Source organism: Nonomuraea sp. NPDC049725 (genome assembly GCF_040674795.1).
Classification (GTDB): domain Bacteria; phylum Actinomycetota; class Actinomycetes; order Streptosporangiales; family Streptosporangiaceae; genus Nonomuraea; species Nonomuraea ceibae.
In genome coordinates, this window is record NZ_JBFANJ010000003.1 from 282,918 (window position 1) to 297,826 (window position 14,909).

The 14,909-nt window shown below is 72.9% G+C and carries 14 protein-coding genes; 5 read left to right on the forward strand and 9 right to left on the reverse strand.

Annotation, left to right across the window (positions count from 1 at the left end):
- Window positions 1-7 precede the first annotated feature (7 nt).
- On the reverse strand, window positions 8-1,342 hold the full coding sequence (locus AB0J53_RS09385) for an ROK family transcriptional regulator (RefSeq protein WP_364170375.1): 1,335 nt from the start codon (window positions 1,340-1,342) through the stop codon (window positions 8-10).
- A gap of 86 nt (window positions 1,343-1,428) precedes the next feature.
- On the opposite strand from AB0J53_RS09385, the gene AB0J53_RS09390 reads away from it, so the two are divergent.
- The 4 genes from AB0J53_RS09390 (at window position 1,429) to AB0J53_RS09405 (ending at window position 7,438) form a co-directional block, all read left to right on the forward strand.
- Window positions 1,429-3,855, forward strand: a complete 2,427-nt coding sequence (locus AB0J53_RS09390) for an ATP-binding domain-containing protein (RefSeq protein WP_364170379.1) — start codon at window positions 1,429-1,431, stop codon at window positions 3,853-3,855.
- A gap of 487 nt (window positions 3,856-4,342) precedes the next feature.
- Window positions 4,343-6,043, forward strand: a complete 1,701-nt coding sequence (lnt, locus tag AB0J53_RS09395) for an apolipoprotein N-acyltransferase (protein ID WP_364170382.1) — start codon at window positions 4,343-4,345, stop codon at window positions 6,041-6,043.
- 2 nt (window positions 6,044-6,045) lie between these two features.
- Window positions 6,046-6,789: a polyprenol monophosphomannose synthase gene (locus AB0J53_RS09400; protein ID WP_049576627.1), complete on the forward strand. Its 744-nt coding sequence runs from the start codon at window positions 6,046-6,048 to the stop codon at window positions 6,787-6,789.
- A gap of 118 nt (window positions 6,790-6,907) precedes the next feature.
- Window positions 6,908-7,438: an FxsA family protein gene (locus tag AB0J53_RS09405; RefSeq protein WP_364170385.1), complete on the forward strand. Its 531-nt coding sequence runs from the start codon at window positions 6,908-6,910 to the stop codon at window positions 7,436-7,438.
- Window positions 7,439-7,504: 66 nt separating this feature from the next.
- Here the strand turns inward: AB0J53_RS09405 and AB0J53_RS09410 are convergent, their stop codons facing one another.
- A complete protein-coding gene (locus AB0J53_RS09410; protein ID WP_043625492.1) occupies window positions 7,505-7,849 on the reverse strand; it encodes an RNA polymerase-binding protein RbpA in 345 nt (114 codons plus the stop codon).
- 269 nt (window positions 7,850-8,118) lie between these two features.
- Here AB0J53_RS09410 and AB0J53_RS09415 point away from each other — a divergent pair, with 269 nt between their 5' ends.
- Window positions 8,119-8,595, forward strand: a complete 477-nt coding sequence (locus AB0J53_RS09415) for a helix-turn-helix domain-containing protein (protein WP_308126151.1) — start codon at window positions 8,119-8,121, stop codon at window positions 8,593-8,595.
- Between the two features lie 7 nt (window positions 8,596-8,602).
- Here the strand turns inward: AB0J53_RS09415 and AB0J53_RS09420 are convergent, their stop codons facing one another.
- From AB0J53_RS09420 to AB0J53_RS09450, 7 genes are read right to left on the reverse strand one after another with little or no spacing between them, the layout of a single operon-like run.
- Entirely contained in the window at window positions 8,603-10,039 is a 1,437-nt protein-coding gene (locus tag AB0J53_RS09420) for an MFS transporter (protein ID WP_364170389.1), read from the reverse strand.
- Between the two features lie 9 nt (window positions 10,040-10,048).
- Complete coding sequence (locus tag AB0J53_RS09425; RefSeq protein WP_308126152.1) at window positions 10,049-10,849, reverse strand: glycerophosphodiester phosphodiesterase family protein; 801 nt, start codon at window positions 10,847-10,849, stop codon at window positions 10,049-10,051.
- A 35-nt stretch (window positions 10,850-10,884) separates the two neighbouring features.
- Window positions 10,885-11,424, reverse strand: coding sequence for a TrmH family RNA methyltransferase (locus AB0J53_RS09430; protein ID WP_219517129.1), 540 nt, complete (start codon window positions 11,422-11,424; stop codon window positions 10,885-10,887).
- Window positions 11,421-12,011, reverse strand: a complete 591-nt coding sequence (locus AB0J53_RS09435) for a methyltransferase (RefSeq protein ID WP_364170393.1) — start codon at window positions 12,009-12,011, stop codon at window positions 11,421-11,423. The genes AB0J53_RS09430 and AB0J53_RS09435 overlap by 4 nt, the downstream gene beginning before the upstream one ends.
- A gap of 11 nt (window positions 12,012-12,022) precedes the next feature.
- On the reverse strand, window positions 12,023-12,970 hold the full coding sequence (locus AB0J53_RS09440) for a VWA domain-containing protein (protein ID WP_219517133.1): 948 nt from the start codon (window positions 12,968-12,970) through the stop codon (window positions 12,023-12,025).
- Window positions 12,967-13,902: a DUF58 domain-containing protein gene (locus AB0J53_RS09445; protein WP_364170396.1), complete on the reverse strand. Its 936-nt coding sequence runs from the start codon at window positions 13,900-13,902 to the stop codon at window positions 12,967-12,969. The genes AB0J53_RS09440 and AB0J53_RS09445 overlap by 4 nt, the downstream gene beginning before the upstream one ends.
- On the reverse strand, window positions 13,899-14,900 hold the full coding sequence (locus AB0J53_RS09450; protein ID WP_219517136.1) for an AAA family ATPase: 1,002 nt from the start codon (window positions 14,898-14,900) through the stop codon (window positions 13,899-13,901). Before AB0J53_RS09450 ends, AB0J53_RS09445 begins: the two co-directional genes overlap by 4 nt.
- Window positions 14,901-14,909 lie beyond the last annotated feature (9 nt).

The window sequence follows — 14,909 nt, forward strand, 5'->3', positions numbered from 1 at the left end:
CCATGGGTCACGATCCGGGCAGCGTGGCGCCGAAGACCTCGTCGCGCACGATCTTCAGAGCCAGGTCAAGTCCGCCGGCCAGCACCGGGTTGCCCGCCACCTCCGACAGGCGGACCAGGGGCTGGGGAATCGTCAGCGCGTGCAGCTCCCGCTCGATCAGCGCCCGCAGCGGCTCGCCCCCCGCCAGCACCACGCCGCCGGTCACCACGATCAGGCCGGGGTCCACCACGGACGTGATGGCCGCCAGGCCCACCGCCAGCCGGGCCGCGACCTCGCGCAACCCCGCCGCCGCCCGGGCGCTCTGAGAGCCACGGAGAGCGCTCTCCGTTACGGGGGTGACCAATGAGGCCGTCTCCGCCCCGTCCGTGGCCGTAGCGGCCCTCTGAGCGCCGTCCGGGCCTGTGTGCGCCGGATGTCCGGCCCGGGGATCTTCGAGGGCGGCCGTCCCGTCCGCCTCCAGCAGGCGGACGGCGTTCGCCACCGCCTCGCGGAAGTCCGCGCCCTCGACGCCGTGGGCGCGCAGCACCCGCAGGACGGCCGCGCCGCCGGTGAGCGCCTGGTAGCCGTGGTCGCCGTACTGCCCCGCCTCCCGGGCCGTCGGCGCGCCCGGCGCGGGCATGTAGCCGACCTCGCCGGCGCCTCCGGTCGCGCCCCGGTGCATGCGGCCGCCGAGCACGATGGCCGACCCGATGCCCTGGTCGGCCCAGAGCAGCGCGAAGTCGGGCGTGCCGCGCGCCGCGCCGTGCGCCTGCTCGGCCACGGCCACCAGGTTGACGTTGTTCTCCACCGACACGGGCACGCCCAGCCCGTCGCTCAGCGTCTTCTCCAGGTCGTCGACGTGCCAGCCGGGCATCTCCTCGGCCGTCGCGTACCCCAGGCGGCCCGTGGAGGGGTCCAGCGCCGCCTGCACGCCGATCACCACCCGCCGGGGCGGCTCGGGCGGCCTCGCCCCCGCGAGGGCCGCGCGCAGCCGGTCGACGAGCTCGTCCGGGGTGGCGGGCGCGGGCACCGCGTGCTCGCCGACGACGGTGCCGGTCAGGTCGGCCACGCGCGCCTCGACGCGGGTGAAGGTCACGTCCAGCGCGGCCGCGTACGCCGCCTCGGGGTTGAGCCGGTAGACCTCGGCCGTACGGCCGGGCAGGCCCTCCCTGATGCCGTCGGGCACCACCAGCCCGGCCTCCTGCAGACGGGAGAGGAGCTGGGAGGCCGTAGGCTTCGACAGACCGGTCAGCGTGCCGATCTCGAGGCGGGTGAGTGGGCCGCGTTCGAGAAGCGCGCGCAGGGCGGCGCGATCGTTGATCGCGCGCAGCAGGCTCGGCGTGCCCGGCACGGGACCGCTCACTGTTACCCCTTCCAGTTAGGAAACTTTCCTAACCGGGGTGAACGTAAAGAGCGAAAGGCCATTCGGTCAAGTGTCGAAATCGACCCGTGACCGTACGAGAGGGAAGGAAAAGCGAAGAGTGGCTCAACAGGCGTGCTAATGTCGTCGTTTGTCGTAACAACAAGCAGAATGGCCCGGAGCGTCCCATTAACCACAATAATGGTCTGGCGGCAACTCGTCAAACAGAGCTCGCCAGGGAGCAGGCGTACGTCACCCGCCTCTACGACCGCCTCGACCTGCTGCGCGAGCGTACCCAGCGGCAGCTCAAGGACGTGCTGGCCATGGGAGCCGTCGGCACGATGCAGAACATGTCGGAGCGCGACTCCTTCGCCGAGATGCACGCCACCCGGCTCGCCCGGCTGTGGGCGGTCGAGCGCGGCCTGGTTTTCGGACGGCTCGATCACCACGCCGAAGGCCGCCTCTACATCGGCAAGCTCGGCCTGACCGACGACGAGCAGGAGCGGCTGCTCATCGACTGGCGGGCGCCCGTCGCCCAGCCCTTCTACCGCGCCACCCCGGCCGCGCCGATGGGCGTCACCCGGCGGCGCCACCTGCAGACCAGGGGCCGCGAGGTCATCGGCGTCGACGACGACCTGCTCGACCTCGACGCGCTCACCGAGGACGACCGCGCCACGCTCAACGGCGAGGCCGCGCTGCTGGCCGCGCTCGACGAGCGGCGCACCGGCCGCATGCGCGACATCGTCGCCACCATCCAGGGCGAGCAGGACCGCGTCATCCGCGCCGACCTCAACGGCGTGCTGGTCGTGCAGGGCGGCCCCGGCACCGGCAAGACCGTCGTCGCGCTGCACCGCGCCGCCTACCTCCTCTACACCCACCGCGAGCGGCTCGAGCGCCGCGGCGTGCTCGTCCTCGGCCCCAACCCGACGTTCCTGCGCTACATCGAGCAGGTGCTGCCCTCGCTGGGCGAGACCGACGTGCTGCTGTCCACCGTCGGCGAGCTCTACCCCGGCGTGACCGCCACCGCCCGGGAGCGGCCCGAGGTGGCCGCCGTCAAGGGCGACGCGCGCATGGCCGAGGTGCTGGCCAAGGCCGTGCGCGAACGCCAGCGCGTCCCGCGCCAGCCGATCGAGCTGAACCTCGGCCGCAACACCCTCACCATCGACCGCGGCATGCTGGAGTCGGCCCGCAACAAGGCGATCCGCTCGCGCCGCCCGCACAACCAGGCCCGCGCGGTGTTCGTCAGGTCGCTGCTCAACGCGCTCGCCCGGCAGCTCGCCAGGAAGATCGGCAAGGGCCTCATCGACGACGACGACCTTGCCGACCTGCGCGAGGACCTGCGCACCGAGCCGGTCGTCCGGTCCGCGCTCAACCGCCTGTGGCCCTACCTGACGCCGCAGCGGCTGCTGCTCGGCCTGTACGGCTCGCCGCAGCGGCTCGCCGAGGCCGCCTCGGCGCTGACGCCGAAGGAGCGTGAGCTGCTGCTGCGCGACGCCTCCCGCGCGGGGGAGTGGACCGAGTCCGACGTGCCGCTGCTCGACGAGGCCGCCGACCTGCTCGGCGAGATCGACGAGCAGGTGCTGCGCGCCTCCGCCCTGCAGGCGGAGGAGGAGCTGGCCGCCGCCCGCCGCGCCGAGGAGCACGAGCGCGAGGCCGAGCTCGCCTACGCCCGCGAGGTCCTGGAGCTGACCGGCCTGTCCGACGTCATGGAGGCCGAGCGCCTCGCCGAACGCCAGCGCGGCGGCGGCCCCTACCTGACCACCGCCGAGCGCGCCGCCGCCGACCGCACCTGGGCCTACGGCCACGTCATCGTCGACGAGGCGCAGGAGCTGTCGCCGATGGCCTGGCGCGCCGTCATGCGGCGCGTCCCCAACCGGTCCATGACGATCGTCGGCGACATCGCCCAGACCGGGTCCGCCGCCGGCGCGCGTTCCTGGAAGGACGTGCTCGACCCGTACGTGGCCGGGCGCTGGCGGCAGGAACGCCTCACCGTCAACTACCGCACGCCCGTCGAGCTGATGGAGGTCGCCGCCCGCGTGCTGGCCACCGTCGGCCCGTCGCTGGAGGCGCCCACCTCCGTCCGCGAGGGCGGCACGCCGCCCTGGTCGGCCCCGCTGTCCGCGCTGCCCGACCTGGTCAGGGCGGAGGCGGCCGAAGGCGGCAAGGTCGCCGTGGTGACCCCCGACGCGCTGCTCGGCGAGCTCGGCGACCTGGTGCGCGAGGCGGTCGAGGGCGCCGTGGTCGTCGCCCCCGGAGCCGGCCGGGCCCGCGGCGCGGCGGCGCTCGACGCGCCCGTCGCCGTCATGGGCGTCGCCGACGCCAAGGGGCTGGAGTTCGACGCGGTCATCGTGGCCGAGCCGGGCCTCATCGCGGCCCAGTCGCCGCGCGGCCCGAGCGACCTGTACGTGGCGCTGACCCGCGCCACGCAACGGCTCGGCGTCGTCGCGGAAGGCCCGCTCCCGCAGGCACTCAGCGGCTTGCCAACCCGTGCGCAGGCAGCCGCGAATGGGCTTTGACCGGCTCCGGCGCGGGCGGCCACCTGCGAAGACTCGATGTTTCTGCTGATCGGGACACGGTTGACATCTGAGGTGGAGTCGGTAGTTTGCTGCGCAGTCCAGCACGGGACTTGGCCGGTTGGCCGTCTCTGACATCGCCGGATCCTGCGTCCGTGACGGAGCGTGACTCCGTCCACACAGCCAGGTGCAGGGCCGTCGGTCCGTCGAGTCGGGGCACCCCAACCGGGCGGGGGGTTGGACCCGGGACGGGCCCGGGAGCCCAGTAGACAACGGAATTCCGCGCTCGCCGCCGACGAGACGGGTCCGGTCCGAAGGGTTTCCGGGCCCTCTTCCCGTTCCCGTGCACCGGGCCGTCTGTGCGCCGGGTGGTCCCGTCGGCCACGGGATCACCCTGCCGCCCCCGCATTCCGCCGTGCCGTGATGACCTGAGCGCGCCCGTGGGGCGGTAGCGTTTCCGCAAGCAGGCGATCGGCGAGGGAGACGCGCAGTGGTGCAGGAACGAACGGGCCCACCGTCCACGCCCCCCGCCCCCGTGCCCGCCCCCGTGTCCGACTCCGTGCCCGCCCCCGTGCCCGCCGGCGACGACGCCGACAGCCCGTCCGGCACCGTGGACCGCGCCCCCGGCGAGCCGGGCCCGCCCGTGCCGCCCAGCGCCGGCCGCGGGCGCTCGCGGCGCGACGCGGCGATGCGCGCCGCGGTCATGTCCGCCGGGAGCCTGCTGCTCTACCTGGCCTTCCCGCCTCTCGGCTGGTGGCCGTGCGCGCCGCTCGGCCTCGCCCTGATCGCCGCCTCCCTGTACGGCGCCGGGCCCCGCCGCGCCGCCTGGCTGGGCTACCTGGGCGGCCTGGTGTTCCTGTTCCCCGCGCTCGCCTGGGTGCGGACCGTCGGCGACGACGTCTGGCTGATGCTCGTCGGCGTCGAGAGCCTGTTCTACGCCGCGCTGGCCGTGGCCGCCGCGCTGGTGCTCCGGCTCAAGTGGTGGCCGCTGTGGTTCGCCGCGCTGTGGGTGGCGATGGAGTGGCTGCGCGGCCTGGTGCCGATCGGCGGCTTCCCGTGGGCGCGCGTGGCCTTCAGCCAGGGCGAGTCCGTGTTCACCCCGTACGCCGCGCTGGGCGGCGCGCCGCTGGTGTCGTTCGCCGCCACCCTGTGCGGCGCGCTGCTCGCGTACGCGGTCCTGCACCGGCCCGCGCCGGGCCCGAAGGCGGCACTGCGGCGGGTCGCGCCGGTGGCGCTCGCGCTGGCCGTGCCGCTGCTCGGCCTGGCCGTGCCCCGCCCCGGCGACGAGGGCCGCACCGTCAACGTCGGCATCGTGCAGGGCAACGTGCCCGGCCGGGGCATGGACATCTTCGGCGACGAGCCCGCGATCGTGATGAAGAACCACGCCGACGGCACCCGGCGCATCGCCCAGGCCGTCCGCGACGGCAGGCTGCCCAGGCCCGACATCGTGGTCCTGCCGGAGAACTCCACCGACATCGACCCGTTCCGCGACGCCTACGCGTACCGGACCATCGACGAGTCGGTCAAGGACGTCGGCGTGCCCACGCTGATCGGCGCCGTCGTGGCGATCGGCGACGACCGGCGCGCCACCCGCAGCCTGGTGTGGGACCCGGTCACCGGGCCCGGCGCCCACTACGACAAGCAGCGCCTGGTCCCCTTCGGCGAGTACACGCCGTTCAAGGAGCTCGTGCTGGCCCTGTGGGACCGCGCCGCGCTGGTCGGCAGGCAGTCGGTGGCCGGCACCGTGCCCGGCGACCTCAAGCTCGGGCCGGTCACCGTCGGCGCCGTCAACTGCTACGAGGTGGCCTACGACGACACCGTGCGCGGCACCGTGCGCGCCGGCGGCACCCCGCTCGTCGTGCAGACCAACAACGCCACCTACGCGCAGTCCAACCTGCCGGCGCAGCAGCTCGCCATGTCGCAGCTGCGCGCCGTCGAGCACAACAGGGCCGTGGTGACCGCCGCCACCACCGGGATCTCCGCTTTCGTGACACCGGACGGTAAGGTCTCCTGGCAGACTCGCGAGCTCGTGGCCGACCAGACGGTGGTGACCGTGCCGATACGCACCGAACACACCATCGCCACGAGGGTCGGCGCGCTGCCGGAGTGGGCATTGATGGTGATGGGTGCGGCGGCCGTCGGAGTCGCCGTGTGGCGCAGACGGCGGGACGACCGGATGGGGAACGACTGACGATGGAGACTCTCGGGCGGGTGCTGGTCATCGTCCCGACCTACAACGAGCGCGACAACCTGCCGAGGATCGCCGAGCGGCTGCGGGCCGCGGTGCCCGGCGCGCACCTGCTGGTGGCCGACGACAACAGCCCCGACGGCACCGGCAAGATCGCCGACGAGCTCGCCTCCGGCGACGACCACGTGCACGTCCTGCACCGGCCGGCCAAGCAGGGGCTCGGCGCCGCCTACATCGCGGGGTTCCGCTGGGGGCTGGACGAGGGCTTCGACGTGCTGGTCGAGATGGACGCCGACGGCTCACACCAGCCCGAGGAGCTGCACAAGCTGCTGGAGGCGCTGGCCGACGGCGCCGACCTGGCCATCGGCTCCCGCTACGTGCCGGGCGGCCGGGTGATGAACTGGCCGGCCTCCCGCGAGTTTCTGTCCCGGGGCGCCAACGTCTACACGCGGCTCATGCTGGGCCTGCCGGTGCGCGACGCCACCGCCGGCTTCCGCGCCTATCGGGCGGCCACCCTGGAGAAGATCGGGCTGGCCGACGTGGAGTCGCAGGGCTACTGCTTCCAGGTCGACCTCACGCTGCGCGCCGCCCGCCACGGGCTGCGGGTGGCCGAGGTGCCGATCACGTTCGTCGAGCGCACGGTCGGCACGAGCAAGATGAGCGGCCGCGTCATGGGTGAGGCGTTCTGGCGCATCGCCCAGTGGGGCGTCACCGGGCTGCCCGCCCGCATGCGCCGCCGGCGCGGCTGAGCGGGCGCGGCTGAGGCTGAGGCTGAGCGGAAGGCGCCACGCGGCGGCGGGCGCGGAACGCATCGGGGCCGCCGCGCGTTGTCCGTGATGTAGACGTGTGCGGAATCGAGGGCGAACGATGCGGCTTGTGCTATTCCTGGCCTTCCTGCTGGTGCCGGTGCTGGAGATCTGGCTGCTCATCCAGGTGGGCTCCGTCATCGGCGGCTGGCAGACGGTCGGCCTGCTGGTCGCGGCGAGCCTGCGGGGCTCGTGGCTGATCCGGAGAGAGGGCCGCAGGGCGTGGCGCAGCCTCCAGGAGGCGCTGCAGTCGGGGCGGATGCCGGAGCGGGAGCTGGCCGACGGCGGGCTCATCCTGGTGGGCGGCACGCTGCTGCTCACGCCGGGCTTCTTCAGCGACGTGGTCGGCCTGCTGTGCATCCTGCCGATGACCCGGCCGCTGATGCGGCGGCTCGGCGCGTACTTCTTCCAGCGGCGGATCAAGAAGATGGCGGCGGCCTCGCCGTACGCGAACCTCTTCACGGCCGCGCCGGGCGCGGTGCCGGACGGCGACCCGTTCGCCGGCCCCGCGCGCAACGGCCAGCACGCGCAGAACGGGCAGCACGGTGGACCCGGCAAGGTCGTGCACGGCGAGGTCATCCGGGAAGACTGAGGCCGGGGACGCAGACAGAGAAAAACCCCCGGGCCGTCAGCCCGGGGGTTTCACCGTGAGAGGTCGTCAGGCGCTCTTGCGACGCTGGGCCCTCAGGACCGCCAGCCGCTCGTTGAGCACCTCTTCCAGGTCTTCGATGGACCGCCGCTCCAGGAGCATGTCCCAGTGTGTCCGCGGGGGCTTCGTCTTCTTCGATTCCGGCTGCTCGCCGTCGACCCGGACCGCGGTGGCGCCGCACATGCGGCACTCCCAGGTCGCGGGGATCTCGGCCTCGGCGGCAAGCGGAACCTCGAAGCGATGGCCCTTCGGGCAGGTGTAGGACACCTCCTGGCGGGGGGCCAGATCCGTGTTACGGTCGTTCTCGTAGCTGGTTGCCCCGAGCCGGGTGCCACGAAGCGCGCGCTCGCCCATGTTTCAATGCCTCCTACAGGGCCCCCATACGTGGGGGGTCTGTCTCCCACGGTGTGTAACGCTTGGTACCGTGATGGGATTCCCACCTGCGGGGTGATCCAATCGCGCATCGGCCCGGCAGTTGGACGCGGCGTCCATGAAGTCCGGCCGGCGGGCACGGGCGCGAGGGCCCTGCCGCGGCTCCCACCAGCGCCGGTGTCCCTCAGCACGGTGAGTCCTGAAAGTGAACTGGCATGGGTTCACTTCGTCAACGCTCCTATGCTGGGCCCGTGAACAGGTTCGGGGACATGCACTGCTCCATCGCCCAGGCCGTCGGCGTCGTCGCCGAGCCGTGGACTCCGCTCATCCTGCGCGACCTCTTCCTCGGCGTGCGGCGGTTCGACGACCTGGCCGAGGACCTGGGCATCTCGCGCAACCTGCTCACCAGACGGCTGGACCATCTCGTGAGCGCGGGCGTGGTGGAGCGGCAGCCGTACCAGGACCGGCCGCCGCGCCACGAGTACGTGCTGACCGAGGCGGGCCGCGACATCGTGCCGGCGCTCATCACGCTCATGTCCTGGGGCGACCGGTGGGCCACGCCGCCCGGAGGGCCGCCCGCGCTGCTCGTGCACTCCTGCGGCCAGCAGTTCACCCCGGTCGTCACCTGCCCGCACTGCGGCGGCGAGGCCAACGCCGAGACCGTGCTGGCCGTGCGGGGCCCCGGCGCAGCCCAGGGGCCCGGCACGATGGTCCTGGCGGCCCCCTAGACCCCCGCTAGATCTTCGAGGGCACCTCGTTGCCCGCGGCGCGGATGGCCTTGGGCAGGTTGACCAGGGCCAGCAGCACGAAGCCCAGCACGAAGAAGACGATCATCGACAGGATGGCGATGCGGTAGCTGTTGGTGAACTGCAGCGCGAGCGTGATCGTGAGCGAGCCGATGAAGGCCGAGCCCTTGTCGCTGATCTGCAGCAGGCTGAAGTACTCGGCCTCCCGGCCCTTCGGGATGACCTGCGAGAACAGCGAGCGCGACAGCGCCTGGCTGCCGCCCAGCACGATCGCGATCGCGAACGCCATCAGGTAGAACTGCAGCGCCTCGCCCTCCCGCACGAACAGCGCGGCGATCACGATGACCGTCCACACCACCAGGCTGGCCAGCACCGTGTTCTTGGTGCCGAACCGCCGGGCCAGCCGGCCGAGCAGCAGCGCGCCGAAGAACGCCACGAACTGCACCATGAGGATGGCGGTGATCTGCACTTCCTGTTCGAGCTTGAGCGCCTCGGAGGCGAAGGCGGCGCTGTTGCCGATGACGGTCTGGATGCCGTCGTTGTAGACCAGGTACGCCACCAGGAACAGCAGCGTCAGCGGGTAGCGGCGCAGCTCCCTGAGTGTGCGGCCGAGCTGGCGGAAGCTACCGCCCACGGAGGACAGCGCGGTGTGCTCGTGCGCCGGGACGGGGCGGTTGCGCAGCCGCAGCAGCGGCACGATCGTGAACGTCGCCCACCACAGCCCGGCCGACATCATGGCGATGCGCACCGCGTGCCCCTCCTCCAGGCCGAGGCTCGCGTGGTTGAGGAAGAGCACCAGGTTGAGCGCCAGCAGCAGGCCGCCGCCCAGATAGCCGATCGCCCACCCGCGCGAGGAGACCCGGTCGCGCTCCTCGGCCGTGGAGATCTGCGGCAGGAACGAGTCGTAGACCACGATGGAGGCGCCGTAGGCCAGGTTGGCGACGACGAACAGCACGCCGCCCAGCAGGTAGCGGTCGCCCTCGACGAAGTACAGGCCCATCGCGGCCAGCGCGCCCGCGTAGGCGAAGCCGCCGAGCATCTCCCGCTTGCGGCCGGTGTGGTCGGCCAGCGCGCCCACGATCGGCAGGAAGACGATCTGCAGCAGCACCGCCGCGGTCGTGATCAGCCCGAAGTACGCGGCCGGGCGGATGTCCATGCCGAGCACGTCCACGTAGCCGAGCCCGGGGCTGGCCGCGGCCAGCTCGTCGAAGGTCTCGACGCAGGTGGCGGCGGCGACCTGCGGGAAGTCCTTGGCGCACGCCGCGGTCTTGGCGACCGGGATCAGGTACGGGCCGAGGAAGACCGAGATGACCGTGGTGTAGAAGGCCGAGTTGGCCCAGTCGTAGAAGTACCAGCCGCGCTGCTCGCGCCTGCGGGCGGCGGGGGAGGCACCGGTGGGGTCCGCGGGGGGTGCGGGTACGGACAAGAGTCGCTCCTAGGCGGCCATGCGGCCGGGATGCCACTGCCCGCGCTCTTCCAGCACGGTGCGCAGCCCGGTGATGTTGTCGGTCATGATGCCGTCGACGCCCAGATCGAGCAGGCGCTCCATCCGCGCGGCGTCGTTGATCGTCCACACGTGCACCTGCATGCCGATGGCGTGCGCCGTACGGACCAGGCTGCGCGTGGTGACGGGCAGCCCGCGGAAGCCGATCGGGACCTGCGCGCACGGGATGCCCGCGCGCACCAGCCGGGCCAGCAGCCGGCCGTAGCCGGAGGTGGAGGCGGCGGCGCGCAGCGCGGCGACGCCGCGCGGGCCGAGCGCCGAGCAGACCTCGCGCCCGATCGCGGCCCGGGCCAGCGCCAGCCGCTCGTCGGAGAACGACGTCAGGCAGACGCGGTCGTAGGCGCCGGTGCGGCGGATCGCCTCGGCCAGCGGCGCGATCGCCGCGGCCTCCTTGACGTCGATGTTGAACCGGATCTCCGGCCAGGTGCCGAGCAGGTCCTCCAGCAGCGGGATCTCGTGCTCGCCGCCGATGCGGGCGCGCCGTACGGCGCTGTAGGGCAGCTCGGCGATGCGGCCGCGCCGGTCGGTCACCCGGTCGAGGGTGTGGTCGTGGAAGGCCAGCAGGACCCCGTCGGCGGTCGCGTGCGCGTCGGTCTCCAGATAGGTGTAGCCGAGCCGCACGGCCCGCTCGAAGGCCGCCGCCGAGTTCTCCGCCCCTTCGGCCGCGCCGCCCCGGTGGGCGAACGCCAGGGGCGCCGGGTGGTCGAGGAAAGCGAAGCGACGGCTGAGCACGACCTGAGTATGCCTTCCGCGAATGAACAACGGGGTTACGAATCGGGGAGATTCTGCCATTCCTGGCGTCGCGCCTCGGCGAGCGCGATGGCGGCGGCGACCGCCACGTTGAACGAGCCGACGCGCCCCACCTGCGGGATGTAGCAGACGCCGTCGGCGGCGTCGAGCAGCGCGGGGGAGCAGCCGTGGTCCTCGCTGCCGACCACCAGGCACACGTCGCGGCCCAGGTCGGCCCTGTGCAGGGGGACGGCCTCGGCCGTCAGCTCGATCGCCAGCACGGTGAAGCCGTCGTCCCTGGCGGCCTTGACCGCCTCGGTCGCGGGCATCGCCTCGTGCCAGGTGACCAGCCGGTCGGTGCCGAGCGCGGTCTTGCCGGCCTTGGGGTTGGTCGGCGGGGTGGCGTTGCCGGCCAGCCAGATCTGGTCGACGCCGAACGCGGCCGCGCTGCGGAAGATCGAGCCCACGTTGAACGGGCCGGTGACCGACTCCAGGATCAGCCCCAGGCGGTTGCCGGTGTTGCGGCGCCAGGTGCGGTTGAGCCGCTTGACGTCGGTGGGGCGCAGCTGCCTTCTCATCGTTGCACCTTCAGGATTCGGTAGGCGGCCCGGGAGGCCTCGCGGGAGGCCTGCCAGCCCTGCTCGCCGAGCCAGCGCTGCAGGGAGTCGGAGCCGAGGTGTTTCTGGACGACCAGGTAGGCGGCGCCGCCGGGAGCCAGCCGGGACAGCCACCTGGTGAGCATCTCGTGCAGCGCCGCCTTGCCGATGCGGATGGCGGGGTTGGACCAGATCGCCTGGAACGTCACGTCCTCCGGCATCTCGTCGGCGTGCACGGGCCGTACTTTGTAAAGGCGTGCGGCCTGGGCGTTGCGCTCGGTGAGCTCCAGGCTGCGCCGGTTCACGTCGACGGCCCACACCGTCGCCCCGGGCGCCCGCGAGGCCATCGTCAGCGCGATCGGGCCGTAGCCGCAGCCCAGGTCGAGCAGGTCGCCCTCCTGGGGTGGCGGCGGGACCGTCTCCAGCAGGATGCGCGTGCCGGCGTCGACCCGCTCCGGCGAGAACACGCCCCTGTCGGTCTCCAGCCGCAGGTGCAGGTCGGGCAGCACCAGGTCGACGGAGCCGGGCTTGCTGGCGGTCTCGGGACGCTCGGAGAAGTAGTGGGCCACGTGGGGAAACGTTACGGGATCCGGGTGCCGAACAAGACCGCGGCGCCCGCGACCAGCAGGCCGAGCACGAGCGCGGCGACGATGAACTGCTGGGTGATCTCCTGCTTGACCAGCTTGTAGCCGAGCGAGGTGCCGATCTGCTCGTAGACCTCGCGCAGCTCGCTGCCGGACTCGGCCGTGTAGGCGCGCCCGCCGGTGCCGTCGGACAGCTGCTGGAGCGTCTGCTTGTTGACGGGCACGTTGACGGGCCTGCCGTCGATGGAGACGGTGCCCTCCTGGGTGCCGTAGGCGATGGTGGAGACCGGGATGTGCGCCTGCGTGGCGGCGTCGGTGGCCTCCTTGACCGAGCGGCCCGAGGTGTTGTCGCCGTCGGACAGCAGCACGATCGCGGCGGGCGGCGGGTCGGTGGCGGCGTCCTGGTCGAAGGAGCGCACCGATTCGAGCGAGTTGAACACCGCCTCGCCGATCGCGGTGCCGGGCCGGGTGGACAGGTTGCCGATCGCGGTCACCACGGCGCCGTGGTCGGTGGTGGGGGAGATCAGCACGTTGGCGGAGCGGGCGAAGGCGACGACGCCGACGTTGAACCGGTCGGGCAGCTCGCGGACGAACGACTGGGCGGCGGACTTGGCGGCGGTGATGCGGTTGGGGTCGACGTCGCCGGCCTCCATGGACAGCGACACGTCCAGGGCGATCATGATGGTGGCCCGGTCGCGCGGCACCCGTACCTCGTCGGCGGGGCGGGCCGCGCCGAGGACGAGCAGCGACATCATGACGAGGAACAGCGCGGGCGGCACGTGCCTGCGCCAGCCGGGGCCGGCGGGGGCGACCAGGTTGAGCAGCGCCAGGTTCGTGAAGCGGACGGTGTAGCGGCGGCGGAAGAACTGCGCGGCCACGTAACCGGCGGCCAGCAGCAGCACCAGCACCGACAGCCAGAGCCAGGCCGGCGACAGAAAAGTCACGGGGTCACCTTCCGGTGTGCCAGGTGGCGGGTGCGCCGCTGGCGCAGGACGAACTGCGCGACGTCGAACACCCAGTCGCGGTCGGTGCGCAGCACCAGGTGGGCGACGCCGGCGCGGCGCAGGGCGGCGTGGGTGCCCTCCCGTTGCAGCGCCGCGGCCTCGGCGTAGGCGCGGCGTACTTTGGGCGAAAGGTGCACTTCGCGTACGTGCCCGGTCTCGGGGTCGGCGAACGCGACGCGGCCCACGTCGGGGAGTTCGAGCTCGCGCGGGTCGACGATCTCCACGGCCAGCACCTGGTGGCGGGCGGACAGACGGCGGATGGGGCGCTCCCAGGGGCGTTCGGCGTCGGGGTCGAGGGAGGGGCGGGCGTCGAGGAAGTCGGAGACGATCACGCGCATGCCGCGCCGCCGCCGGGTGGCCGCCAGCACGTCGATGCCCTCGGCCAGGTCGGGCGCGTCGGGGACGGCGCGGCCGCGCGGGGCGTCCATGAGCGCGGACAGCAGGCCGTACAGGGCGGGGCGGCCGGTGCGGGCGGGCATGCGGTGGATGAACTCGTCGTGGATGACCAGGGCGCCGAAGCGGTCGCCCATCCGGCTGGACAGGAAGCCGAGCGCGCCGACGGCGGCCACGACCAGGTCGCGCTTGTCGCTGTCGGCGGTGCCGAAGTCCATGCTGGGCGACAGGTCGGCCAGCGCCCAGGTCTCCAGCTCGCGGTCGGCGACCAGGTCGCGCACGTGCGGCACGGTCGTGCGGGCGGTGACGGCCCAGTCCATGCGGCGCACGTCGTCCTCGCCCGGCACGTAGACGCGGCTGTCGCCGGCCTCGCTGCCGGTGCCGGGCAGCAGGCCCTGGTGGGCGCCGTGCAGGAGCCCGTCCAGGCGCCGGGTGACGACCAGCTCCAGCTTGCGCAGGGCCTGTTCGGCGGTGCTCACCGGTTCTGGTTCCACACGACGAGGGGCGGCGGGACGGCGTGCAGGATCTGGCGGACGACCTGCTCGGGGTCGACGCCGTCGGCCAGCGCGTCGAAGGTGAGCATCAGCCGGTGCGCCATCACGTCCACGGCCACGTCGCGCACGTCGTCGGGCAGCAGGTAGTCGCGGCCGCGCAGCACGGCCAGGGCGCGGCCGGCGGAGACCAGGCCGAGGGTGGCGCGCGGGCTGACGCCGATCTCGATCGTCTCGGCCAGGTCGGCCAGGCCGTAGTCGGAGGGGGCGCGGGTCGACATGACGAGGCGGACCACGTAGTCGGCGACGAGCTGGTGGACCGAGACGTTCTCGGCGGCCTCCTGGAGCGCCAGCAGCCGCTGCGGGTCGAGGACGCGGTCGGGGGCGGGCGGGGTGACGCTCATCCGGTGCAGGATCTCCAGCTCCTCGTGCGCGGTCGGGTGCGGCACCCGTACGCGGAACAGGAAGCGGTCGCGCTGGACCTCGGGCAGCGGGTAGACGCCCTCGGACTCGATCGGGTTCTGGGTGGCCAGCACGATGAAGGGGCGGGGCAGCGGGTGGGTGACGCCGGCGAGCGTGACCTGGCGTTCGGCCATGACCTCCAGCAGCGCCGACTGCACCTTGGCGGGGGCGCGGTTGATCTCGTCGGCGAGCAGGAAGTTGACGAACACCGGGCCGAGCTCGACGTCGAACTTCTCGTTGGACGGGTGGAAGACGCGGGTGCCGACGATGTCGCTGGGCACCAGGTCGGGGGTGAACTGGATACGGGCGAACGTGCCGCCCACGACGGTGGCCAGGGTGGAGGCGGCGAGGGTCTTGGCGACGCCCGGAACCCCTTCCAGCAGGCAGTGGCCGCGTGCCAGCAGGGCCACGACCAGTCTCTCGACCATGTGCTCCTGGCCGACGATGACCCGCCGGACCTCGTCGAGGGCCTGACGCAGCACCGCCGCGTCCGTTCCGCCTGGCTGCTCTTCGGCGTCGCTCATGACGCTATT

Bases quoted from the DNA above. Each gene is read 5' to 3' on its own strand.
- AB0J53_RS09430 (WP_219517129.1), bottom strand. From the start codon at position 11,424: ATGAGAAGGCAGCTGCGCCCCACCGACGTCAAGCGGCTCAACCGCACC.
- AB0J53_RS09410 (WP_043625492.1), bottom strand. From the start codon at position 7,849: ATGGGCGAGCGCGCGCTTCGTGGCACCCGGCTCGGGGCAACCAGCTAC.
- AB0J53_RS09400 (WP_049576627.1), top strand. From the start codon at position 6,046: ATGGAGACTCTCGGGCGGGTGCTGGTCATCGTCCCGACCTACAACGAG.
- AB0J53_RS09405 (WP_364170385.1), top strand. From the start codon at position 6,908: ATGCGGCTTGTGCTATTCCTGGCCTTCCTGCTGGTGCCGGTGCTGGAG.
- AB0J53_RS09450 (WP_219517136.1), bottom strand. From the start codon at position 14,900: ATGAGCGACGCCGAAGAGCAGCCAGGCGGAACGGACGCGGCGGTGCTG.